Raw genomic sequence first — 21992 nt, 5'->3', positions numbered from 1 at the left:
TAGTTAGTAGCTAATAACGCGAATGGTTTTACTGGTGTCGTCAAAGCGCTTAGAAAGCTCGTCCCAGTTTTTATCCGCAATAATCTTTACTTCATCGGCAGGTAATCCGTACTTCTTTGCGGTTGCCACAGGGTCGCTTTTGTAAGCTTCCATTAGCTTGCTGTTGGTGTCTAATTCAACCAAAAAATCTTGTATAGATTTTGCCATTTCTTATTATCCTTTTTTAATTTAGGGTTGGGTTTCTATAGTTAGTAACTTGTTGTTCTGTTAGCCCTAGCTTCGCTAAGCGGTCTTGTCGGTATGCTGGCATTCCCTTCGATGGAACAACGAGCGTCGACACCAAGGTGGGTTTTGCGAATTCGAGCTCACGAAGCATGACTTTTTCTATCTTTGGTTCGCAAAGAGGAAGCGTCGCTGCTTCATAAATAATGAGCTCGTGATCACTTGGATAATGCTCGGCCAGTATATCTGCCAGCATAGCCAGACCTGATTGGCTGTGATTGGCATCTAGCACGCTTAACGTTGCTTCTCCTGCTAACCCTATTTGCCAGATAATTTGCGTCATGTGCGGGTCTATGCGGTAGTCGCGGAACAGAAATTGGGTGGCCTCGTATGACTGGCAGCCATAGCGAGAAGGGTCTATGCCCAAATCGGCAATTAAGCAGTCTTCGGCGGAAACGCCAGGCAACATTTGCGCCTCTAAACCTAGCTCTTGTACTCGGCGAATAGCTTCATGTGAAGGCGTGACAAATACGCCTGGGTGACCATAAAAAGCAACGCAAACCTTGTTACCTTCTACCACTGATTGCACAATTCGGTCGGCCATTTGAGAATAGGTGAGGGCGCGAGATTTTCCTTCTTCATAAAGGTCGTCTAGCGAGACGCTATTAGAGTTAAGTTTGGTTACCACATGTTCGCCGATTTTATTCATGATACCCATGAAGACGATGTCGGCATTCTCAATGTGGCTTCTTGCGGCAACGGTCATTTGCCCTGCAACACTGATACCTGTGCCGACCACAATAAGCGATCCCTTTTTAGTGGTGCCCATACTTCCTATACCGTTTTCGACACTGTTGTTTTTCCTACTATAAAATAGAATTAAGGGTATTGCTATATTCACAGGTTGGCTAATGAAGGATAAGTTTTATTAAGTAAACGTTTGATTGCGTTTAGGCTATTATCGAAAAATATCGCTAATAAAAATGTATAAAAAAGGAATAGCGCGTGTTTTCAATTCATGTAGAACGAACCATAAACAAACCTATCGAAAAGGTTTTTGCCATTTTGAGTGATCATGCTAACTATGCACAGTTCAAAGCTATTGAGCGGTCAAATTTACTGATTAAAGGTAAACATGAAACCAATGGACTGGGGGCGGTACGTGAGATTATTTCAGGGGGCTCGAACCTTCACGAAGAAATCGTTGCTTACGAGCCGCCTTATAAACTAGGCTATAAAGTCGTGAAGTCCAAGCCATTACCATACAACCATCAATTAGGTGAGATTACGCTTAAAGACAAAGATGGGAAAACACACGTTACCTGGCGCTCGCAAGGGCACATTACCATTTTTCTTTTGGGAAGCCTTTACTTTGATAAGCAGATTCAGAGCGTAGGAAGCCGTGCTTTTGGCAGTATCTTAAAGCAAATTGACAATATGGCGTGATCAGGCGTTAGGCTTATGAAACAATTTGCTAAACGGGCGATAAACATAGTTCATGCAACCGGCAGACAGTAAGCCAGATAGCTAGTGCAATCTGACCTCTTTTAGCAAAAAGGCGCTAGCTCAATTCAATACTGGCTCGTTATCGACCAGTCAACAGTCAGTCCTGCCAGTCATTGGCATGAAACTGCGTTCACTTCTTGTAAAACATCTGCATACCGGCAGTGTTCCAAGCTACCAAACCCTTTAACTTGTCTTATTTTTAAGCGACTAAACAAAGGCATAGTCATGCCAGTTAGGAAGCGACAATAAATAGAAGGGGTGATTGGGCCTTCAAACTTACCGCTTAAATGCGCTTCTAGCGCTGTCATAGCTTCAGATATCTGCTCTCTATCCGGTATTGGGATTGGTGATGAATAGTTAAGCTTGGCCACTTTACCTTGGCACACACTGCAATGCCCACACGCTTTCGGTGCTTGAGTATCATCAAAATACGCTGACAAGTTGTGGCTTAAGCAAGTGTCTTGTTCGAAAAAGCTGACAAGTGCGGCGATGCGCTCGACTTCTTTACGTTCGTTTTCAGAAAAATAGTGCGCTAGTTTGTTTGCCAAATCGCCGTCTTGCAGTAATTCGTTGTTAACACGGTATACATCGGTAATTAAACGTGATGCAAGCTCTATATGATTGTGCTCGTGCAAGTATTCTAAGGCCGCCACTACTCTAGAACGTTCTGCGCCATAGTGCTGATAAATACTGTCGAAATCGACCACGCCCCACACTTTCTTCATGTTTGAATGAGTGAATACCGCATCTAAAAAGCGCGCTCGCTCTTCTGAAAACAAGCCGAGTATGGTGGCTTTATCTGAAATAAAGCGGAATTTGTATTCTGCGAAATAGGCGAATAACGGGCGAATAACGTTTGCGAGTTCAAGCTGAACAAGTAAGGTTTTAAGAGGAAGCTGGCGAATATTACTGGCGCTCGATAAGCTATTTATTTGGGTTTCCCATTGGTAAACCTTGTTTTCTGCATTGATGAGCGAGTCATTTTGATTAGTTGTATATTGCTGTGCTCTATCTTGCTTTGGTGTAACTTGCTTGGCTCTATTTTGTTCAGCTGGGGCTTGCAGCTTGATGTCGTCGATAACCCGTTCTATTGCGCTTTTATCGGGTGTGTCGCCGTAAACGAAGTTTTCTATGGTGACTAATCCGTCGAGGTTCGCTAATACGGTGCAATTTGCCGCTTCGCCATCGCGCCCACCTCTGCCGATTTCTTGGCTGTAGTTTTCAATAGATTTAGGTAGATCGTAATGGATAACAAAGCGGATATCAGATTTATCTATACCCATGCCAAAGGCAATAGTAGCTACAACGACTTGAATCTTGTTGCTCATGAAATCTTGTTGGATACCTTGCCTTACCTCACTGTTAAGGCCTGCATGGTAGGCCTTCGCAGCAAACCCTTGCTGCTGCAAAAAGCGCGCTACATCCTCTGCGCTATTTTGTAATGTAACGTAAACAATCCCAGCACCTTGTTGTTTTTGAATTTCGTCTATCAGCGCTTGATTTTTGTTAGGTTCAAGTACGGGGCGAACAAATAAATTCAGGTTGGGGCGATAAAATCCCGTTTGAATAATGCTAGTTGGCGCAATAGCAAAGCGTGCCGCCATATCTTCTTTTACTTTTTTAGTGGCCGTTGCTGTAAGTAGTAATACAAGTGGGATATTCAACTCTTTTTGGTAGGCAGGAAGTTTTAAGTAGTCGGGGCGAAAGTTATGGCCCCACTCAGAGATACAGTGCGCTTCATCGACCACCAACATACTTACCTGAACGGACTCGATGAATTGTCGGAACCGTTCGTTTTTAAAACGCTCCACTGACACCATTAAAATTTTACACTGCCCTGAACGCACGTCGTTCATCACCTGCTTGTTTTGCTCAGGTGTTAAGGTGGAATCGATGCTAGCCGCCGCAATGCCTTTGCTATGCAAAAATTCTAGCTGATCTTTCATCAGCGCCAGTAATGGAGAAACCACCAGAGTTAAATGTGGCAGCTGCGTAGCAACGAACTGGTAACACAAAGATTTGCCCGAACCAGTCGGAAAGATCGCTAACGTTGAATGCCCACTAAGTAGAGAATCCACCGCCTCTTTTTGCCCCTCGCGAAACGCTGAGAAACCAAAAAGCTGTTGTAAAATATTGGGGGCAGAAGACATTCTTTTTATCCAAGTAGGTGATGATTTAAGTCTAACTATTTCTATCTAGTCGTATGTTGGGACAAGATATATTAGGCAATTTAAAACTTGTTATATAGTGTTGTGGTAATAAACGCAACGATACCTGTGTCCAGTTTCAGCCTCAATTAATCTTTGTAGCCCCAGGGCGTACTGGGAACTGGGAATGTGTTATCTAGATCGAAATCAACTTGTACTTCGCGCGCAGGGCGAATCAATCGATAGCTAAAGCGGTTGGGGTAAATCATCATTTGCCACACGTTATCGGTGGATGCTGCAATCCCAGATTCTATAAATAATGCTTTCGAGTAGGCGTCCGCGGGGAATGACTGAACTTGGGCATATCCTTCATCTACAGTATGCCCGCCGTACATGGTAGAGGAGTGAAAACTGCCGTCTTTATTTCTGTGGTCGTGTTTTAACATAAGACCAGCGCCAGTCTTTGTTAATATCCAAGTGCGGGATGCGTCGTCACCCACGTGAAAAGGTATCTGAATTTCTGAGTCTGTGCACTTTCGTATGTGCATAACAAGTTCTGCATCACCGAAGGTATTACCTACATTATCTTTACTCACCTTCCCTTGAAACGCTTTACCGCAGTACGCTTTTATAGAATTAAAAAACGCGTCGTGGGTAGGAATTGAGACCAAAGGTGCAGCTTTACCAAACGCCATATTGCTTATTCCGATGAGTCCTAGAAAGAGGTAGATACCATGTCTTTTCATTTTTTATTCGCTATTACAAGTCGATACACGCTTTGTAGTGTAACTCATCTAAATAATCGGGTGTATAAACCATCGAAACGCATATGTATTCGAAATATAAATACTGCTGATAGTGGGGGCGTGTTAGCTTAACAGTACGTAGAGCGTTTAATTTTTAGGGCACAAGAGTAGATATGAATAAATCTAAACAACTATTTACGCTAATTACATCAGAAGGTGAGCTTCAGGTATCGCTAAAAGAGGTAGATGTTCCAGAGCCGAAGGCCCATGAGGTGATTGTGCGCATGGAAGCCTCTCCAATAAACCCGTCAGATATGTGGCCTATGTTTGGTCCAGCAAGCCTTGATAAAGCCACTTTCGATGCTGATAAAAATGCATTGGTTGCACCGGTACACAAGCCTTTGTTGAGCCGTATTAAGTCTCGTCTTGACCAAACTTTACCTATTGGGAATGAAGGCGCCGGTACCGTGGTTGCCGCAGGCGACAGCCCTGAAGCGCAAGCTTTAATGGGAAAAACCGTGTCTATTCTTACCGGCGCAGCTTATACAGAGTTCGCGTGCGTGCCCGTGCAGGCGTGTTTACCTCATATGGATAGCACTACACCTCAGCAGGCGGCGTCTTCGTTTGTTAACCCGCTAACAGCATTGGGTATGGTTGAAACCATGCGTATGGAAGGGCATAAAGCCTTGGTTCACACTGCAGCTGCGTCTAACCTTGGGCAAATGCTAAATAAAATTTGTTTAGAGCAAGGCGTAGAACTAGTAAATATCGTTCGTAGTCAAGAGCAGGTAGACCTACTTAAAGGTATTGGTGCGAAAATTGTGCTTAATTCCAGTAGCGATAATTTCAAAGCTGAACTTTACCAGGCCATAGACAGCACTGGCGCTACACTTGCGTTCGACGCCATTGGTGGCGGTGAGCTAGTTAGCGATATCCTTACCATGATGGAAGCGTCGGGTAGTAAAGATGCAACAGGCTTCAACACCTATGGTTCTGACAGCAATAAACAAGTGTATATCTATGGTGGTTTAGATTTCTCACCGACTATTTTAAACCGCGCTTACGGCATGACGTGGGGTATTGGCGGTTGGTTGTTAATGCGCTTCTTAGGCAAGCTTGATAAGAAACGCGTGGGCGAGCTTTATCAAAAAGTGGCTACGGAGATTAACACTACCTTTGCGTCATCCTACAGCAAAGAGTTAAGCCTTGAAGAAGCGCTACAGCCTGAAAACGTAGCGCTATACAATGCGAAAAAGACGGGTACTAAATATCTGATTGTGCCCAATAAAGGCGACTAACGACTCAACTTTGAAGCTTCATACTTCAATTAAAAGAATTAAAGAAGAAGGGCTCGTTGATCTTTGATGTACAAACTGCGGTTTAAAGGTACATTAAAGGCCACCGGGCCCTTTTTGTATTAAGCAGTATCGCATTTTGATTGGGTTTTGCGTGTAACCCAATCAATGAGGCGAGGCTACGCTACGCTTCAGCTCGCCCTTCGCTTTAAAAACATAAACACTAACAATACACTCAAACCAAATATGGCAATACATAGCGAGCCTATTGTGGCAGCTCTAAAGCTATAAAATTGCGCCACTGTGCCTGCGCCAATAGTGCCAAGCATCATACCCACGCGGGTGGCGTTCGAATAAAAAGCTGAGGTGAAGCCCGTTAAATTAGGTGCCTGTTGCTGCAGAAGCGTTAAGCCTATGCCAGCGTATAAACCGTAAAAAAGTGCATTTAATATTTGAAGCGATAATAATTCCCAGCTTGATTGAGAGAAATACACGCCAATATAAAAGCAGCAGCCAAATAGAAAGGCAACAGCCATAACACCAGCAGGTGGAAAGCGTCGTGCGAGCTTAGCGGCAATTAGCATAGTAGGAATTTCAAGCGCTGCGACCACGCCCATCATAAGGCCGGGTAAATTTTCAGGCAAACCTAGCTCTTGCATTACGTATAATGGCATTGAGGATAAATACATAACATTACCGGCCATTCCAGCAAGCACTGCCAGCCCTACAAGCCAAAAAGGCAGTGAAAGCGACCCCTTTAGTGTGGTGTTTTGCGAATGTTGGCAGGCTTGTTGAGGCGGTACCACCTTAACCACGAAAAGCGTAGCGGTGACTACGCACGCAATAGCCACATAGAATGAGGCGGCAAAGCCAAAACTAGCCACTAATGTAAACGCCATTGGCGGGCCTACTACCCAGGCTAAGGATATGGCCGCGCGTACTTTTGAGTTAAACGCTGCTAAATCTATATCTTGGTTTTTGGCCCATAGCCCTGAAACCGTTAGCATTTGCGAAACCGCCCCCGCGCCTACCGACATAAACAACACTCCGGCAAGAAATACGTGCCAAAACTGGTTACTAAAGATAAACGCTACCATGGCTATGCCAACGCAAATCATGGTGAGTCCGTAGAGGCGATTAGCGTTAAAACCTTTGTCGGCCAAGTGTCCCAAATATTGGCTTATCACCAGCCCTGAAAGCGTAACCGACACCATGTATACACTGATGTAAATGGGTTCAACGTTAATCTCGTCAATTAAAAAGTAGCTCATGAGCGGCGTGACGAACGATGATGTTAAGCCAGTAAGTAAACTCAGCAACAAGAAAGGTAGCTGTGGCGAAAAGGCGTGGCGGGATGACATGAAAATACGAGCTCCTAAAAACGAGGGCGCATTATAAGTGCTGCGTATTTCATGTCTATGATGATAGCGAACTAACCTTGCTTATTTAACAAATGTTGTAGTGTTGTATTAATCATGCCCTTAAAGTCTGCGATGCTAGGACGAACAAAAAGCTACGCCTATAAGCGTTTATAAAAATCAAAGAAAACTAGCTATTTCGTTGAGTGACTTCTTTTGCTTCGCATGATTAGGAACGGTGGCATCGTGAGCGGGGTAACCGGCAACAATTAGCATATAGGCTCGCTCATTGTCAGGGCGCTGGCACACTTCGGTTAAAAAGTTCATTGGCTTTGGCGTATGCGTCAGGGTGGCTAGACCTGCGTTGTGCAACGAGGTGATAAGCATGCCCACTGCAATACCGACTGATTCATGGACATAGTAGTTTTGACTTCTATCTCCTGCTTCTGTTTCCCCGAATTTCTGGCTGAAAACAGCAATTAGCCAAGGCGCAGTTTCCAGATAAGGTTTGCTGGCATCGGTGCCCAAAGGTTTGAGATCGTCTAACCACTGCTGCCCAGCGCGCCCATCATAAAACCCCCGTTCATGAGCTTCAGCTTGTTCCCGTATTTGTTTTTTTACAGGAGCTGAATGGATGGCAGAAAAATGCCAAGGCTGGTGGTTGGCACCACTAGGCGCAGTGCCCGCCGTTAAAATACAGTTTTCGATAATGGCTTTATCAACCGGTCTGTCACTGAAAAGACGAATGCTATGTCGGCGCTGCATAGCGTTTAAAAACTCAGCGCTTCGAGCAAGCATGCTTTGTTCAGAGTATTCGATAAAGTCGTTAAGCGGTGAGTGGTCGTGAGGCTGCATCTATTTTCTCTTTTTTCTGCCGTTTTAGGTCACTTTATCGTTTGTAGGGCTGTATTCAAAATAAAAGCGCGCAAAACGAAGGAGTTTGAACTATATCGCGTAAACTAAAAAGCGACCCATTCAGGCAAAATGGATCGCTTTGGTGCAGTTTATCGATGTAGGTAACGCCTATTAGTTGCGTTTAAATGGGGGGCGAGTACCACGCTTTTGTTTTTCGTTTTGTTCTTCTAGTACTTCAAGTTGAGCAATGTCATAGACAGGCATCATAGTCGTTACTCTGCGATAAGGTGGTTTACCGCGCATAATGACTTCCTTAACCTCAACATACTCAATGGCTTCTTCACCCACCGATTCAAGCTGCGCGACATCGTTAACACTCATGCTGACAACTTTGCGTTTAAAAGGCGGTTTTCCTGAATAATCCACGACTTGCACTTCGATAGTATCGCTGGTCGAAGCTGGCATAGCCTGTGCCGCGTTGGCAGTAAAGCTAAGTGTAACCGCGGTAAATAAAGAACTCACTAAATAGCGTAATTTCATATCGTGTCCTCATATTGATATTACTACTTTTGTCTATTATATGAACGAAATCGTTTCAAACAATAGAGATTGGCGATAGTTATTTGCTATCAGGTAACGGGTGATATAGGAAATGTGTAATCAGGCGTGTTAAGAGTAAGTGCGTCAAATAGTCTCGCTGCGATCACCTTTGGTGCGAAGCGGGCTTAGGTTTTGCACTATTTAAGTGCTTTTGACTTGTGACGTGTACAGAGCGCTAAATAAATCAAGCAATTAGCGATTGGTCTTCATCTTGCTGTTCTATTTCAATCAGTAAAAGCTAATGCGTGGTGCATGTAAGATGAAAAGAATAGTAAAAAAAGCGGCGAAGGCGTCACTTTTAACATCGCTATCTTGCCTTTTAGGGCTCGCTGCACCGGCATCAGCAATCGAGCAAAGCATCCCGCTATCTCAAAGCAAAGGCGGCACCTTGTATTTAGAAGCAACCCTTGAGTCGCAAGTTAACGCTTCCTTTCTACTTGATACCGGTTCGAGTTTATTAACGCTCAATCAAGCCACGTTTGACGCACTTACCCGAAATCATACGTTACTCGCTACCCGAACTTCGGCGGCAAGAATGGCAAATGGAAAAATCTTAAAGGTATCACAATACCAACTGAACTCTGTTCGTATAGGCAATACTTGTGAAGTCGGCCCAGTGGAAGTCGCTGTGCTTCCTAAAGGCAATAATATTTTAGGTATTAATACGCTATTACGCGTTGCACCGTTAACCATCACCTCTAGTTCGGTGATATTGGCTGGGTGTGAGTAGGTTATAGCAACTTTTTAACCAAGCTACAAAAAAGCGAACCCTAAGGTTCGCTTTGACGCTTTATGAGCAATAACAGACGTTATTAATTTTCACACTCGCTCACATCGCCGCCCATTTGTTCTTTCATTTTTACGCATGCTTCATAGGCTTTTTTCGCTGCGGCGTCTTTAAATTCGCCCGCCTTTTCGGCACTCGCGTCATAGGCGTCAGATGCCATTTCTTTACCATCTTCGTAGGCGTCAGATGCCATTTCTTTGCCATCTTCGTAGGCGTCAGAAACCATCTCTTTGCCATCTTCATAAGCGTCAGAGGTTGCGTCTTTGGTTTCATCCCAAGAATCGGCTGCGCTTTCTTTTGTGTCTTCATAAGCGTCAGATGTCGCTTCGCCTGCCTTTTCCATCTCTTTACTTACTTCGCTTTTCGTTTCTTCGCTAGATTCAGTACAGCCCATTAAAGACAGTAGTAGTGCTAACGCCATTGCTTGTGTTTTCATTGTGAAGCTCCTTTTGCTGGGATAGTGGCTTGTTTAAAGCCGATCAACATGGGTAATTCAAATATTCGGCGCAATAGTGCGCACTGCTTGCCGTTGTTATTAATATTAGACTAGCCAAATATTCGACGTTTTCAGTCTAGCCTAATTACTATACAAAATGTAACTAGACTTTGTGTGCAAAAAAAGGGGTGAGGGTGGCTAATCTTTAGGTCCTTCAATTGTAAAGATTAAATGCCTTCGCCTGTCTTTTAACACTACGCCTTTTTTAAGTAACGCTGCGCTTAGCTGTTGCTGCCATTTTTTTAGCTCGGGCTCTGCTAATGCTAACGCTTCTTCGTTTTTAAACTGGAAGCGCAACAATAAAGACCCAGGAAACTGATGGTATTGAACGTCAAACCAGCACTGCTGCATACCTTCAAACTCATCTCTTGCTTGTGCTTCTAGACGGTTAGCAATATCAAACACCAGTGCTTGCTGTTTAAGTTGTACGGCAGAGAGCTTTTTCATTACATCCTTTTCTCAATGGCAACTTCAACACTTTCAGTAACATCAGCCCCTTCAATGGTAAGCCACATTTGTCCGTCTTGAATGGTAACCTGAATTTGCATCGAGCGCTGTACGGCGTTAGCCAGAGTAATGGATAACGATTCAGGTAAAGTAAACACCGACAAGTTTTTTCTTGTTTGTAATTTGTTTTGCTCTTTACTCCACCAAGCTTCAAAGCTGTTGTCCGCGTATGAATAAATCATCATTTGCTGACTTTGGTTACAGCCTTTTTTAATGCGTTGTTCAGAAGGTTGACCTAGTTCTATCCACAGCTCTATTTCGTCGCTAAAGTTTTTCTGCCAAAGGTCAGGCACATCATCGTCAGATAAACCTTTAGTAAACTGCAAACGCTCATGGGCATTTACAATAAAAGCAATAATGCGCAGCATCATGCGCGCATCGTTTTCAGACGGGTGGCGCGCAATCGTCAGGTTGTGGTCGCTGTAATAGTTGCGGTCCATATCGGTTATCGATATGTCTGCTTTGAAAATGGTTGCTTTGAGAGCCATGATGTTCCTGCTTCGTTTTGATAAGGCCTGTTGTTAGCCTTGAGTTGCTATGGCAACAGTGGCATAGCAATACTTTGCGGTATAGTACCAGTAAAAAACGATTTTCGCTGTAGGTGAGTGCGGTGCTTTTTGACAGGTATGTTGATTGCGCATACGGCAATCTTCTATTTTATGTGCTTTTCCCTGTGCTTCGGTTTAACTTGTTCGTCGCCTTTACAAACTTTCACAATGCTAAATAACGGTGATAAAAACTCAAAGCCCTTTTTTGCTGGAACAGAAAAATACAAGGGGCTTTTAACTGGGAAAGACATTAAGCTTTTTCGCACAGCAGGTGCAAATAAATGTCACTAAGAAAACCACCGATGCCGTCAACACAATTTCAGTGTATCCATCTAGTTTGAAAACAGACGAAAGCGTATTTTGAATACATACAATGGCTACGATAATAGTAAGCATATAAGCAAGATACTTCGCTATCTGTATAAATGCATTTTGCATTGTATAATTCCTTTTATTGGGTTACCCGACATTGGGTAATATAAAGGTATACAAATCAAGAATGATGGGTAACTGAATATAGGTATAGTTTTATACTAGTTACAAATGGCACGCTCGTTCTAAGCCTTTAAAACCTATGAGTTGATAGCGTCAATGTTTTACGTCATCGGGGGTATGGTCGGCTACGAAGGCATTTCTTTCACCCATAGGTTTTTCTTCACCTTTAGTACTGTCTGCCGTAGTTTGAAGCTCTATTGCCGAGTTAACCTCGGCACCAATAAGAATAATGTAGGCACTTAGGTAAAGCCACATTAGCAAAATAATAATTCCACCTACAGAACCATAGGTTTTGTTATAGCTTCCAAACTCGTTTAGGTATATCGAAAAACCATAGGATGCGACCACCCATAGTACAGTGGCAAAAATGGAACCGGGCGTTACCCATCGCCATTGCGCTTCGCGGCGATGTGGCGCATATCGATAAAGTGCCGACAAGGCTATGTTAAATAAGCCTAGCATAACAGGCCAAGTAACCCACATAGCCTCTTTCGCGCTAACGGTATTTCCCGACAGCCACTGAATAGACTCGGGTAAAATTGTAATGCAAGCTAGGGCGACGATAACGGTCAAAATCATGAAAACAGTGCAGGTAACGCGAGCCAGTATGCCTTTAAAAAAGCCCCTGCCTTCCGATTCACCATAGGTAATGTTACACGCTTTAATAAGCGCATTGGCCCCTTTACTGCTACTCCATAGAGATAGCACAAGGGTGAATAAAAAGCCCCACCCCAAGGTGGAGTTAGACTTCTCGATCAAGTTGGTCAATTGCTCTTCAATAATATATCGGCTGTCAGTGGGCACTACATTTACAAGAAACGTCATATGACTTTGCAGTTCTTGTGGCGATACCATCAGCCCATAAAGGGCTATCGTGGCACCTAACAAGGGAAAGATAGCTAATAGGCAATAAAACGCGACACCAGCAGCAATCAGGGGGATGTTGTCCTTTTGAACGCTACTAAAAATGCGCTTTAAAATGCTCCACCAACTTTTCAGCGAAATCTCAAATGCTGATTTTGCGTGGTTAAATTTTTCCTTGCTCATAAATCCTCTAATCGTTCTTTTACGCTTCGTAGCCCTTGTAGTTCTTCATACATAAAATCGTACTAGTCGGCTTACTTCGCCCTGTAAATCATTCATGTTTATCTGCAAATGTGAGTGCTTAATAGGGTTGGGTGATAACGCGGCTTCTTGAAATGATTAATTTAATCATAGGGTTATGTTGTTTATTGCGCGCTGGTTTGTAATTTGCAACTTAGTTTTGCAACTTAGTTATGACACAGGATTAGTTGCTACGTAGGATTAGTGAAGACGTAGAAACGACGAGGTACAAAGTGGTATACCACTATAAAGCCTTTGGTTAAATAGCGTGGTTTACCTGTGTAATTCAATGCTTTAAAAAAGGAGTGATATAGATGAGCAATACGCAAAATCTACAGGGTAAGAAGATAGCCATTTTAGCAACAAACGGTTTTGAGCAAAGTGAGCTTGTTGAACCTAAAACCTTGTTCACCGAGCAAGGCGCTAAGGTAGACATTCTTTCCATTGAGGACCAAACGACGATTAAAGCCTGGGATGAAGACAATTGGGGTAAAGAGGTAGATGTCGATTTACAAGTATCGTCAGCTAACCTTGAAGACTACGATGCCCTTGTACTACCAGGCGGGCAGATTAACCCTGATGTGCTTCGAACTAACAACGATGCGGTAGCCTTTATCAGCAAAGCCAATGGCACCGACAGTATTAAAGCTATTGGCGCAATTTGTCACGGCCCATGGCTATTGGTTGAGTCGGGACTAGCCGACGGCGCCACGCTTACATCGTTTCCAAGTATTAAAACCGATTTACAGAATGCAGGGGCGACCTGGGTAGATGAAGAAGTGGTAAATCACGAAAAACTGGTGACAAGCCGTAACCCCAACGATATCCCCGCATTTGTTGCCAAAATTAGCGAGTTAGTTGCCTAACAGGGTAAACGCTAGCCTGTTTCAATCTTAATGGGCAGGTAGAAACGTATCTGTCTTAGGTAGGTATAAACGAATTTATTGCCTCTTGTTTTGACGTTACACGTCATCAAGGGGCAATCAACTAAATAGCAACGACTTACGAGTGAAGGAGAAGGTATGACGAGTTCAACGTCAGGTCAGAAAGTTATCGTGATCACAGGGGCATCTAGCGGAATAGGCAAGGCAACGGCAAAACAGCTCGTTGATGAAGGTTTCAAGGTTGCGCTAATGGCTAGAAGTGAAGATAAATTAGCGACGCTTGTGGACGAGTTAGGCAAAGACAATGCCTATGCCGTTAAAACAGACGTAAGCGTTTTTAGTGAATTAGAAGACGCCTTTAAAAAGGTAAACAGTCACTACGGCCAAGTTGACGGCATCTTCGCCAACGCAGGGCGCGGCGCCAAAGCAGCCGGTATTGAAAAAGGCGAGGTAGATGATTGGGATGGAATGTTAGGCGCGAATGTTAATGGCTTACTTTACACCGCCAAGGCAGGTTTACCCTATCTTCGCAACAGCAAAGGCCATTTCATCATTACCAGTTCAGTAGCTGGCCGTATCGCGCTTAAAGGCTCGGTTTACGGCGCTAGCAAGTGGTTCGCTTACGGATTTGGTCAAAACTTGGCAGAAGAAATGCGGGAGTGGGGCGGTAGGTGTACGACAATTTGCCCGGGCATGGTAAATACCCCATTCTTCGACGAGCCTAAGGAAGACAAGCTGCAGCCTGAAGATATTGCCAATACTGTGCTATTTGCTTTAAACGCTGATAGCTCGGCGTGTGTACGAGAAATGTATGTTATGCCAGCGAACTAACATGCCGGTTCGCCCGTTGTTTTAACTTTTTTTGCAACCAACAAAGACAGTTTTTACATACGTTAGATTATTAAAGGGGCTTACACTTGCCCCTTGCCCCTTGCCCCTTGCCCCTTGCCCCTTGCCCCTTGCAGCCCCCCTCACTATGCCCGCCATCAATTTCGTGAAGTCATAGAAATTAGCTAAATAAAGTATATTCCTCGTTTGAACCCTCCTAATCTGTTTATTACAAATAGTCCGCTTTTTTCACTGTGCGGGATGCGACGAATAGTCGTGTGTCGCGCAAGGTATGCCTTTAGAACACAGAACGGTGAACACTGCGGCACAACAATAACAGGAGAATAACATGTCGAACGAGTTCAATGGTAAAACGGCAATTATATCGGGCGCGGCTGGCGGCATCGGTTTGGCTTTGGCAGAGGCGTTAGCCGAACAGGGCATGAATATAGTGATGGGGGATATCGACAACGCTGCGCTAATGCAGTCGGGAAGTGCCCTGCGTGAAAAAGGCTATAATATTCTTACCTGCGCGTTGGACGTGACAGACTATTCCCAGTGGGAAGACATTGTTGCTAATGCGAAAGATAAGTTCGGCAAAGTTCACATGGTCATCAATAATGCTGGTGTGGGCGGCACCCCGGGGAAAGTCGAAGACTCAGAGCACGAAACGTGGCGCTGGGTAATGGATGTTAACGTAATGGGTGTGCTTTACGGTGCGCAGGCTAGCGTTCCAGCCATTCAAGAGCATGGTGAAGGCGGTTGGGTGTTAAATGTGGCTTCAATGGCTGGAATGATGGGAATGCCCTACGCAGGGGCGTATTGCGCGTCTAAAGCCGCTGTGGTTTCAATGACAGAAAGCTGGATTGCTGAGCTTAAACCTTTCAATATTCACACCTCTGTACTGTGCCCAGCCTTTGTGAAAACGCGAATCCATGAGTCTTATCGAAATCGTCAACAAAAGTACGCCGTCGCTCAAGAAAATCGCATTGATAAAGAAAAGCTTAAAGCGGGGGCGCAAGCGGCTACCATGGCGGTTGAGTCTGGGATCCCGGCAGCTATGCTAGCCGAACGCGTAATCGAAGCCCTTAAATCAAAGCAAACCTATATTTTTACGCACCCAAATTACCGCAAAGTAACAACAGAGCGCTTCAACGCTATTGATAACGGGTTTATCGATGCTGAAAATAGCGCTGTTGTCGGGCACCTTATTGATGACGACATGGTAACGTTTTAAAGCCGCCAGGTTATTTAAAAATAGCCAACTCTTTTAGTGTCCAGAATAAACGGCGCGCTCAAGCACAGTGATTTGATTGCGCCCTTTGGATTTTACGCATCAATAATACGCTAATACCATCTGGAAGATTTTTTAACCTTCATAATCGTAGTTTGGTCGTGGAGTGCATTGAATTATCCAGTGTTTATAAGTAATGCTATAAAGTTGTTAACAACAAACTTGTAAGGGCGTGATGCCCTTTAAACACACTGGATAATAATAATGAAAAAGCTTCTTAAAGCGGCAGTTGCTGTATCAATAGCACTGTCGTGCTCGCCCACCTACGCAGATAAAAACGACAAAGACGAAATATTTAGCAGCTCAACGTTTAAAGCAATGGAGCTCAGAAACATTGGGCCTGCGTATATGTCGGGGCGTATTGCTGATATTGCAATCGATCAGAATAACCCATCCACATGGTATACCGCCGTTGGTTCGGGCGGCGTATGGAAAACGACTAACGCAGGTACAACCTGGACGCCTATTTTTGACGACCAGCCGGTCTATTCCATTGGTGACGTTACTATTGCGCCAAGCAATTCAAATATCATTTGGGTTGGTACCGGCGAAAATAACGGTGGCCGGCATATCAGCTTCGGTGACGGCGTTTACAAGTCAGTAGACGGCGGTCAAACCTGGAAAAATATGGGGCTGTCTAAATCCGAGCACGTTTCAGACATTATTATTCATCCTACCAATCCCGATATCGTTTGGGTATCAGCCCAAGGCCCTCTATGGAGTGGTGGTGGCGAGCGCGGCCTATACAAAACTACCGACGGTGGCGAAACATGGAAGCAGGTCCTTACCCCTGCTGATAAGTGGACAGGCGTAACCTCACTGCTTATCGACCCTCGCAACCCTGATAAGCTTTACGCAGCAACCTGGGCGCGTCAGCGCTCTATTGGTGCTTATGTGGGGACAAACGAAGGGGCAGGTATTCATACATCAAACGATGGTGGCGAAACCTGGACCGAACTTAAAACCGGCTTGCCAGAAGGCAATATGGGAAAAATCGGAATGGCAATATCGCCTATGAACCCCGATGTTATCTATGCCACTATTGAAACCGACAACCGCGGTGGAGGTTTTTATCGCTCTGCCGACCAAGGTGCCAGCTGGACCAAGATGTCGGATGAAGTAGGTGGGGGAACCGGTCCGCACTACTACCAAGAGATTTTCGCAGACCAACACCAGTTTGATCGGGTGTATATAGCGAGTAACTACAGCAAAGTGTCAGACGACGGCGGTAAAACTTGGACACCCATTAACACCAAGCGCAAGCACGTTGACGATCATGCCATGGCATTTCACCCCACCGACCCAGACTTCGTGTTAATGGGTTCTGATGGGGGAATTTATATGTCGCACGACAGAATGGCGAACTGGCGCTTTATGGCTAACTTACCGTTAACGCAGTTCTATAAAGTGGCGCCCGATGATTCTACGCCTTTTTATAAAATTTATGCCGGTGCGCAAGATAACTCTACCCAAGGTGGCCCTTCGCGAACAATGCGAGAAGAGGGGATTAAGAACAAAGATTGGTTCCTTACGCTTGGTGGTGACGGTCACGGACCGGCAACAGAACCAGGCAACCCGGATATTGTGTACTCGCAGTGGCAACAAGGTAACTTGACCCGTGTAGACATGAAAACCCGCGAAGGGGTTTACATTAAACCGCAGCCGCTACCTGGCGATCCCGCAGAGCGTTATAACTGGGACGCGCCTATTAATGTTTCGGCCCACGACCCTGCGCGTATTTACTTTGCGTCTCAGCGAGTATGGCGAAGCGATGATCGCGGAGACAGCTGGAGGGCGGTATCAGGCGATTTAACGAAAAACGGCAATCGCATGCATTCGCCATTAATGGGACGTACGTGGTCAGTGGAAGCTGGCTGGGACCTGTACGCAATGACGGAATTTCATACCATCGCTAACTTCGCAGAAAGCCCGGTAGATGAAAATATATTGTGGGCAGGGACTGACGACGGCATTATTCAAGTGACCACTAACGGCGGTAAATCTTGGAAAAAGATTGAGTTAGACGATATTCGAGGGATTCCTGCGAACTCGTACGTCAATGATATCCGCGCCGATTTATACGACCCTAATACGGTTTACGTCGCATTAGATAATCATAAATATGGTGACTACAAGCCGTACCTGATTAAGTCGACAAACCTTGGTAAAAGTTGGACATCGCTTGCTGAAGACTTGCCTGAAAAGCATTTGGTTTGGCGCATTGTGCAAGACCACGTAAACAAAGATCTGTTATTTATTGGCACCGAATTTGGCGTGTTCTTCTCGGTGAATGGCGGCAAGAAATGGGTTGAGCTTGATGGCGGTATGCCAACAATTTCAACACGAGACGTAAAAATTCAGCGTCGTGAAAATGACCTGGTTGCTGGTACCTTCGGTCGCGGGATCTACATTCTTGATGACTACGCACCGCTTCGTTCATTAACCGAAAAGTCGATGCAGCAAGACGCGATTTTGTTCGGGCCAAGCCGCCCAGTAAAATGGTTCCAGCTAGATGATAATCACACCGACTCTGACGGCGACGATCGCTTTGTAGCGAAGAACCCAGAGCATGGTGCAACCTTCACCTATTACCTTAAAGACAGTTTGCTAACAGCCAAAGAAAAGCGCCAAGAAGCAGATAAAAAAGCAGTAGAAGATAAAAAGTACCCTAAATACCCGAGTTGGGAAGCGGTTGAAGCGGAAAATCAAGAAGCGGAACCTGCGGTTTATATTGAAGTGCGTGATAGCGAAGGCGACATTATTAAACGCGTTGATGGCAAGACCAAAAAAGGGCTACATCGCCTAACGTGGGATATGAAGTATGCATCTACTAACCCGTTAACGGAAAAAGACAGTAAAAATAATGGTCTGATGGCACTGCCAGGCAGCTATACCGCTACCTTGTTTAAACGCGTGGGTACTGAGGTAACGCCGCTTTCTGAGCCGGTTTCATTCGAATTGGCTGCTATTGTTGAAGGTGCACTTGAAGGTGCAACACCACAAGAAATGGAAGTCTATGGAAGTGCGGTTAGTGATGCACAAAAACGTGCGATTTCAGCCACAACAGTGCTAAAACATCTGAAAGATACAATGGCGTTGCTGCGCACAGCCATTGATCGTACCCCAAGCGATATTGCAAAGCTTGAGGCGCAGTTTGCTGCAATTCAAGAAGAGATACATGCCGTAAACAGACAATTCTACGGCCTTAAGTCTCGCGATAGAATGGGTATAAAGCCCGCTAATATCATGAGCCGTTTACGATATGCTCGTTCGGCACTAGGCTCTTCCTACGGTCCTACAGCGCAGCATAAAGATCAGCTGGGTTACGCAAACGATAGCTTAGACAGTGCGGTTGCGCGTATTGGCACATTGCAAAGCACTGCCGTGCCTGCACTCCAACAAGCCGTAGTTGAAGCTGGCGGTCCGTGGACTTCTGGTCTACCTGTTATTAATAAATAGCGAAACGGGCAAAGCGCATGGGGTTACCTCATGCGCAATGTCATCTTACCTTTTTATAAGCCAGCGAAAGGCGCGGCGGTAATGAAATTGTCGTGCCCTGGCTTTTACATTTTAATTTTAAGTCTTAGTTTTATCCCTAACTTGTCAGTTTAATGAGTGTGCTTTTGTCTTCTTATTCCTCGCCTTTTTTTCTTTTTCTGTGTTTCTACTTTATCTCTACACGAGGTAAAAACGCTAAAAACACCGTGACGTTTTCAGGGCTATGTGCGGGTTTATTCTTTTCTTTTGTTTCGCCTTTAAGCTTCGCGCAACATGCAGATATCAGTCAGTTAGAGCGTTACACCGTAACCGCAACGCGGCCTTATTACGATGAATCCCTATCCCGTATATTTCCTCAGTATCAATTTGATAAAAGTCACCTGGTGACGCCGCTACACACCAACGAACTTTTGTTGCAAGCGCCTTCCGTATCCCTCAACGGGCAGGGCGGTCAGATACAAAGTATTAGTATTAGGGGGTACTCTCGTTGGCGTATTCAAACGCTGCTTGATGGTGTGCCTATTGTCAGCGATAGGCGAGCAGGTTCTAGCATTGGCTTTGTTCCACCTGAATTTATAACGTCGGTTTCTGTATTGCCTGGCGCAGCTTCTACGTATTTGGGGTCAGGTGCACTAGGAGGCGCGGTTAATTTGCAGCTAGATGCCACCGAGAACCCTTATCTTAATGTGGGGTACAGTAGCAACCAGCAAATGAAAACCCTTAGCTACAAAGACAGTGTCGGGAATACAGATTGGAATATAGCCTATCGCAATGCTAATAAGGGAGAAGATGCTAACGGCGCTCTGTTATTTGATCAATTTGAACAGGCCGGGCTTTTCTTGCGACATCGCCCTGAAAGCGGGTTTATAAAAGAAGCGTGGACCCTCTATTCTGACAACAATAATATTGGTAAATCGAGCAGCGATTACCCTTTAAATCGAATTTCTACTTATCCAGATAACACGCACTGGCTAGGCAAGTTGACGGTTGGAGCGGATAACTACACAGGAAGCATCTGGTGGCATCAGTCTTATTTAGAGACGTCGGTGTTGCGCCCGCAAAGCCGTATTAACGATAGCGAAAACAAGGCGCTTGATTATGGCTTTGATATTAAGACCAAGGGCAATTGGCAAGATTGGTGGTTTAACTGGCAGTTACAGGTGTCAGGGCGCGAAGGCGTAGAAGCAGACGAAAAAGAATTTAGCTTAACCGCTATCCCGGTTGAACAGGGCCATGGGCCTGATTCTATTGCCCTTTTAGAGGAAAGGGCGCCTGCACTTGCTTATGAAGTAAGTACACTGAATGCAAATGAAATAAATGCTGCCGGTATTGTAGATGCCTCACGTCAATGGAATAGCACCGCATTGGCGCTAGGTGCGCGGGTGGATTGGCAGCGACAATCTGATAATACCGGTACCAATGAAAACGTCACCGCCACAAATTTAAGCGGTTATATCGGAGTAAACTATCAATTAGCAAAGCGTTGGGCAACAAGCTTGTATGTATCTAGCGCATTTAGAAACCCGTCATTAACCGAGCGCTTTTTCGCGGGGGAAACGCCCCGTGGCACAGTAATAGGCAGTACAAAGCTGCAAACCGAGAGCGCCCTAAACTCACAAGCTACTTTTGCTTACAACAGCGAACAGCTGCAGGGCGCTATCGACGTATTTTATCAGCAAATTGATAATTACATAGAAAGGCAAGCGATAGCTGACGACGTTTTACAATATGCGAATTTGGATAGTGCCACCATTAAAGGGCTAAGCTATCAGCTTAGTTGGCAGTCGAAAGTTAACAACATTGATGCGACATTAAGTGGCGCATGGGTAAATGGGCGCGATGAGTTAGGTAATGCTATTGCTGATATACCTGCCGATAATCATCGGTTTAATGTTGGTATGACATTGGGCAGTGCGCGCTTTTTTACCACGGTGGTTTATCGCGCTAGTAAATCAGATGTCGCAGAGGGAGAGCGACCCCTTGATGACGTTATTACGTTGAATGTGGGCGGTAGCTGGCGTATGAACGAGCGTATTGTGTTACAGGCCAGTTGGGAAAATTTAACCGATCAGCTGTACTATACCAGTACCGATGATAAAGCCCCTTTTGCCCAAGGTAAAAGCATACAGCTTGCATTAACCTATTTGCTTTAACGACTAACGTCGTTGGCGATTTTTTTGCTGATATTTTTGCTTTCGGTATTTGCTTTTCAACGTTGTTATCAGCATAACCAACCCGGTTACCCAGAGTACAAACAGTAAAATGGCCGCGGGTAGAAAAAACCAAAGCTTAGCGCCTTCAAAAAACCAGCTGCCGTCGTGAATAGCTTCTATGGTATCTGTCCGGCGATAGGCCACTTGAAGCACTTCCCCCGTTTGCGCGTTTAACTGCACTTCCCAGTGGTTCTTTCCTCTTACCTTGATAATGCCTTTGCCAGGGCGTACGTCTAAACGGTCAATATCCTCCCATGTCTTCAAGTTTGTTTGGGGGACTTGTTTAACTGTTGCTAATACGTCATCGAATGCTAGGGTTGGCGCGCTATTTTGTGCCTTTTGTGTGGGTGGTTGGATCCAGTCGAACTCTTTTTTTACTTGCAGCAATAGGCCGCTGGCGATAACGATGATCACCGGAATAAAAATAACAAGCGACAGCCATAAATGAATACTTCGACTGTATTTACGAAGGGTAACCGACATTAAACAACACTTAAAACGAATAGGTAAAAACACTCGATACTATACGGTATTCGGCGGGTGCAGTAAAAACACCCTAACGCGCCGTTTACGAGATTGGTCGGTTTGGTAATGATGAGCGAAGAGACG

General features: G+C 44.9%; 21 protein-coding genes. 8 read left to right on the top strand and 13 right to left on the bottom strand.

Annotated elements, in window-relative coordinates:
* Positions 1–3: 3 nt before the first annotated feature.
* The gene (locus MADE_RS14090) at positions 4–207 is read right to left on the bottom strand and encodes a hypothetical protein (protein ID WP_012519272.1); all 204 of its coding nucleotides are present in this window, start codon (positions 205–207) and stop codon (positions 4–6) included.
* 16 nt (positions 208–223) lie between these two features.
* The gene (locus MADE_RS14085) at positions 224–1051 is read right to left on the bottom strand and encodes an SAM-dependent methyltransferase (RefSeq protein WP_012519271.1); all 828 of its coding nucleotides are present in this window, start codon (positions 1049–1051) and stop codon (positions 224–226) included.
* 176 nt (positions 1052–1227) lie between these two features.
* Between MADE_RS14085 and MADE_RS14080 the strand changes: the two genes are divergently transcribed.
* The gene (locus tag MADE_RS14080) at positions 1228–1668 is read left to right on the top strand and encodes an SRPBCC family protein (RefSeq protein WP_012519270.1); all 441 of its coding nucleotides are present in this window, start codon (positions 1228–1230) and stop codon (positions 1666–1668) included.
* 170 nt (positions 1669–1838) lie between these two features.
* On the opposite strand, the gene MADE_RS14075 is transcribed toward MADE_RS14080, so the two are convergent.
* Both MADE_RS14075 and MADE_RS14070 read right to left on the bottom strand, forming a co-directional pair.
* A complete protein-coding gene (locus MADE_RS14075) occupies positions 1839–3878 on the bottom strand; it encodes a RecQ family ATP-dependent DNA helicase (protein ID WP_012519269.1) in 2040 nt (679 codons plus the stop codon).
* 146 nt (positions 3879–4024) lie between these two features.
* Entirely contained in the window at positions 4025–4570 is a 546-nt protein-coding gene (locus MADE_RS14070; RefSeq protein WP_012519268.1) for a hypothetical protein, read from the bottom strand.
* Positions 4571–4794: 224 nt separating this feature from the next.
* Between MADE_RS14070 and MADE_RS14065 the strand changes: the two genes are divergently transcribed.
* Positions 4795–5919: a zinc-binding dehydrogenase gene (locus MADE_RS14065; RefSeq protein WP_012519267.1), complete on the top strand. Its 1125-nt coding sequence runs from the start codon at positions 4795–4797 to the stop codon at positions 5917–5919.
* Between the two features lie 188 nt (positions 5920–6107).
* Here the strand turns inward: MADE_RS14065 and MADE_RS14060 are convergent, their stop codons facing one another.
* From MADE_RS14060 to MADE_RS14050, 3 genes are all read right to left on the bottom strand, one after another.
* Positions 6108–7277, bottom strand: coding sequence for a sugar efflux transporter (locus tag MADE_RS14060; RefSeq protein ID WP_012519266.1), 1170 nt, complete (start codon positions 7275–7277; stop codon positions 6108–6110).
* Between the two features lie 177 nt (positions 7278–7454).
* On the bottom strand, positions 7455–8129 hold the full coding sequence (locus MADE_RS14055; protein ID WP_012519265.1) for a nitroreductase family protein: 675 nt from the start codon (positions 8127–8129) through the stop codon (positions 7455–7457).
* A 171-nt stretch (positions 8130–8300) separates the two neighbouring features.
* Positions 8301–8669 carry a hypothetical protein gene (locus MADE_RS14050; protein ID WP_012519264.1) on the bottom strand — a complete coding sequence of 123 codons (369 nt, stop codon included), beginning with the start codon at positions 8667–8669 and terminating at the stop codon, positions 8301–8303.
* A 319-nt stretch (positions 8670–8988) separates the two neighbouring features.
* Between MADE_RS14050 and MADE_RS14045 the strand changes: the two genes are divergently transcribed.
* Positions 8989–9459, top strand: a complete 471-nt coding sequence (locus MADE_RS14045) for a retropepsin-like aspartic protease (RefSeq protein WP_012519263.1) — start codon at positions 8989–8991, stop codon at positions 9457–9459.
* 82 nt (positions 9460–9541) lie between these two features.
* Here MADE_RS14045 and MADE_RS14040 read toward each other — a convergent pair whose 3' ends face one another.
* The 5 genes from MADE_RS14040 to MADE_RS14020 all read right to left on the bottom strand — a co-directional run bounded on the left by MADE_RS14040 (position 9542) and on the right by MADE_RS14020 (position 12609).
* Positions 9542–9952, bottom strand: a complete 411-nt coding sequence (locus MADE_RS14040) for a hypothetical protein (protein WP_012519262.1) — start codon at positions 9950–9952, stop codon at positions 9542–9544.
* A 198-nt stretch (positions 9953–10150) separates the two neighbouring features.
* On the bottom strand, positions 10151–10459 hold the full coding sequence (locus MADE_RS14035) for a hypothetical protein (RefSeq protein WP_012519261.1): 309 nt from the start codon (positions 10457–10459) through the stop codon (positions 10151–10153).
* Positions 10459–11007: a YaeQ family protein gene (locus MADE_RS14030; protein WP_012519260.1), complete on the bottom strand. Its 549-nt coding sequence runs from the start codon at positions 11005–11007 to the stop codon at positions 10459–10461. The genes MADE_RS14035 and MADE_RS14030 overlap by 1 nt, the downstream gene beginning before the upstream one ends.
* A gap of 294 nt (positions 11008–11301) precedes the next feature.
* The gene (locus MADE_RS14025; RefSeq protein WP_012519259.1) at positions 11302–11505 is read right to left on the bottom strand and encodes a hypothetical protein; all 204 of its coding nucleotides are present in this window, start codon (positions 11503–11505) and stop codon (positions 11302–11304) included.
* Positions 11506–11655: 150 nt separating this feature from the next.
* Positions 11656–12609 (bottom strand): YihY/virulence factor BrkB family protein, encoded by a 954-nt coding sequence (locus MADE_RS14020; RefSeq protein ID WP_012519258.1) that lies wholly within the window; start codon positions 12607–12609, stop codon positions 11656–11658.
* Positions 12610–12980: 371 nt separating this feature from the next.
* Between MADE_RS14020 and MADE_RS14015 the strand changes: the two genes are divergently transcribed.
* The 5 genes from MADE_RS14015 to MADE_RS13995 all read left to right on the top strand — a co-directional run bounded on the left by MADE_RS14015 (position 12981) and on the right by MADE_RS13995 (position 21323).
* Entirely contained in the window at positions 12981–13532 is a 552-nt protein-coding gene (locus tag MADE_RS14015) for a type 1 glutamine amidotransferase domain-containing protein (protein WP_012519257.1), read from the top strand.
* Between the two features lie 156 nt (positions 13533–13688).
* Positions 13689–14381: an SDR family oxidoreductase gene (locus MADE_RS14010; protein WP_012519256.1), complete on the top strand. Its 693-nt coding sequence runs from the start codon at positions 13689–13691 to the stop codon at positions 14379–14381.
* A gap of 346 nt (positions 14382–14727) precedes the next feature.
* On the top strand, positions 14728–15615 hold the full coding sequence (locus tag MADE_RS14005) for an SDR family NAD(P)-dependent oxidoreductase (RefSeq protein ID WP_012519255.1): 888 nt from the start codon (positions 14728–14730) through the stop codon (positions 15613–15615).
* A gap of 261 nt (positions 15616–15876) precedes the next feature.
* On the top strand, positions 15877–19131 hold the full coding sequence (locus tag MADE_RS14000; RefSeq protein WP_012519254.1) for a WD40/YVTN/BNR-like repeat-containing protein: 3255 nt from the start codon (positions 15877–15879) through the stop codon (positions 19129–19131).
* Between the two features lie 158 nt (positions 19132–19289).
* The gene (locus MADE_RS13995; RefSeq protein WP_232363124.1) at positions 19290–21323 is read left to right on the top strand and encodes a TonB-dependent receptor; all 2034 of its coding nucleotides are present in this window, start codon (positions 19290–19292) and stop codon (positions 21321–21323) included.
* A gap of 3 nt (positions 21324–21326) precedes the next feature.
* Here the strand turns inward: MADE_RS13995 and MADE_RS13990 are convergent, their stop codons facing one another.
* Positions 21327–21866 carry a PepSY domain-containing protein gene (locus tag MADE_RS13990; protein WP_012519252.1) on the bottom strand — a complete coding sequence of 180 codons (540 nt, stop codon included), beginning with the start codon at positions 21864–21866 and terminating at the stop codon, positions 21327–21329.
* Positions 21867–21992 lie beyond the last annotated feature (126 nt).

Origin of the sequence: Alteromonas mediterranea DE (assembly GCF_000020585.3) — a bacterium.
Lineage (GTDB): Bacteria > Pseudomonadota > Gammaproteobacteria > Enterobacterales > Alteromonadaceae > Alteromonas > Alteromonas mediterranea.
The sequence above is the reverse complement of the archived record's forward strand: the minus strand, read 5'-3'. Positions and strand labels throughout refer to the sequence as shown.

Bases quoted from the DNA above. Each gene is read 5' to 3' on its own strand.
- MADE_RS14090 (WP_012519272.1), bottom strand. From the start codon at position 207: ATGGCAAAATCTATACAAGATTTTTTGGTTGAATTAGACACCAACAGC.
- MADE_RS14085 (WP_012519271.1), bottom strand. From the start codon at position 1,051: ATGGGCACCACTAAAAAGGGATCGCTTATTGTGGTCGGCACAGGTATC.
- MADE_RS14075 (WP_012519269.1), bottom strand. From the start codon at position 3,878: ATGTCTTCTGCCCCCAATATTTTACAACAGCTTTTTGGTTTCTCAGCG.
- MADE_RS14070 (WP_012519268.1), bottom strand. From the start codon at position 4,570: ATGGCGTTTGGTAAAGCTGCACCTTTGGTCTCAATTCCTACCCACGAC.
- MADE_RS14065 (WP_012519267.1), top strand. From the start codon at position 4,795: ATGAATAAATCTAAACAACTATTTACGCTAATTACATCAGAAGGTGAG.
- MADE_RS14060 (WP_012519266.1), bottom strand. From the start codon at position 7,277: ATGTCATCCCGCCACGCCTTTTCGCCACAGCTACCTTTCTTGTTGCTG.
- MADE_RS14055 (WP_012519265.1), bottom strand. From the start codon at position 8,129: ATGCAGCCTCACGACCACTCACCGCTTAACGACTTTATCGAATACTCT.
- MADE_RS14050 (WP_012519264.1), bottom strand. From the start codon at position 8,669: ATGAAATTACGCTATTTAGTGAGTTCTTTATTTACCGCGGTTACACTT.
- MADE_RS14045 (WP_012519263.1), top strand. From the start codon at position 8,989: ATGAAAAGAATAGTAAAAAAAGCGGCGAAGGCGTCACTTTTAACATCG.
- MADE_RS14040 (WP_012519262.1), bottom strand. From the start codon at position 9,952: ATGAAAACACAAGCAATGGCGTTAGCACTACTACTGTCTTTAATGGGC.
- MADE_RS14035 (WP_012519261.1), bottom strand. From the start codon at position 10,459: ATGAAAAAGCTCTCTGCCGTACAACTTAAACAGCAAGCACTGGTGTTT.
- MADE_RS14030 (WP_012519260.1), bottom strand. From the start codon at position 11,007: ATGGCTCTCAAAGCAACCATTTTCAAAGCAGACATATCGATAACCGAT.
- MADE_RS14025 (WP_012519259.1), bottom strand. From the start codon at position 11,505: ATGCAAAATGCATTTATACAGATAGCGAAGTATCTTGCTTATATGCTT.
- MADE_RS14020 (WP_012519258.1), bottom strand. From the start codon at position 12,609: ATGAGCAAGGAAAAATTTAACCACGCAAAATCAGCATTTGAGATTTCG.
- MADE_RS14015 (WP_012519257.1), top strand. From the start codon at position 12,981: ATGAGCAATACGCAAAATCTACAGGGTAAGAAGATAGCCATTTTAGCA.
- MADE_RS14010 (WP_012519256.1), top strand. From the start codon at position 13,689: ATGACGAGTTCAACGTCAGGTCAGAAAGTTATCGTGATCACAGGGGCA.
- MADE_RS14005 (WP_012519255.1), top strand. From the start codon at position 14,728: ATGTCGAACGAGTTCAATGGTAAAACGGCAATTATATCGGGCGCGGCT.
- MADE_RS14000 (WP_012519254.1), top strand. From the start codon at position 15,877: ATGAAAAAGCTTCTTAAAGCGGCAGTTGCTGTATCAATAGCACTGTCG.
- MADE_RS13990 (WP_012519252.1), bottom strand. From the start codon at position 21,866: ATGTCGGTTACCCTTCGTAAATACAGTCGAAGTATTCATTTATGGCTG.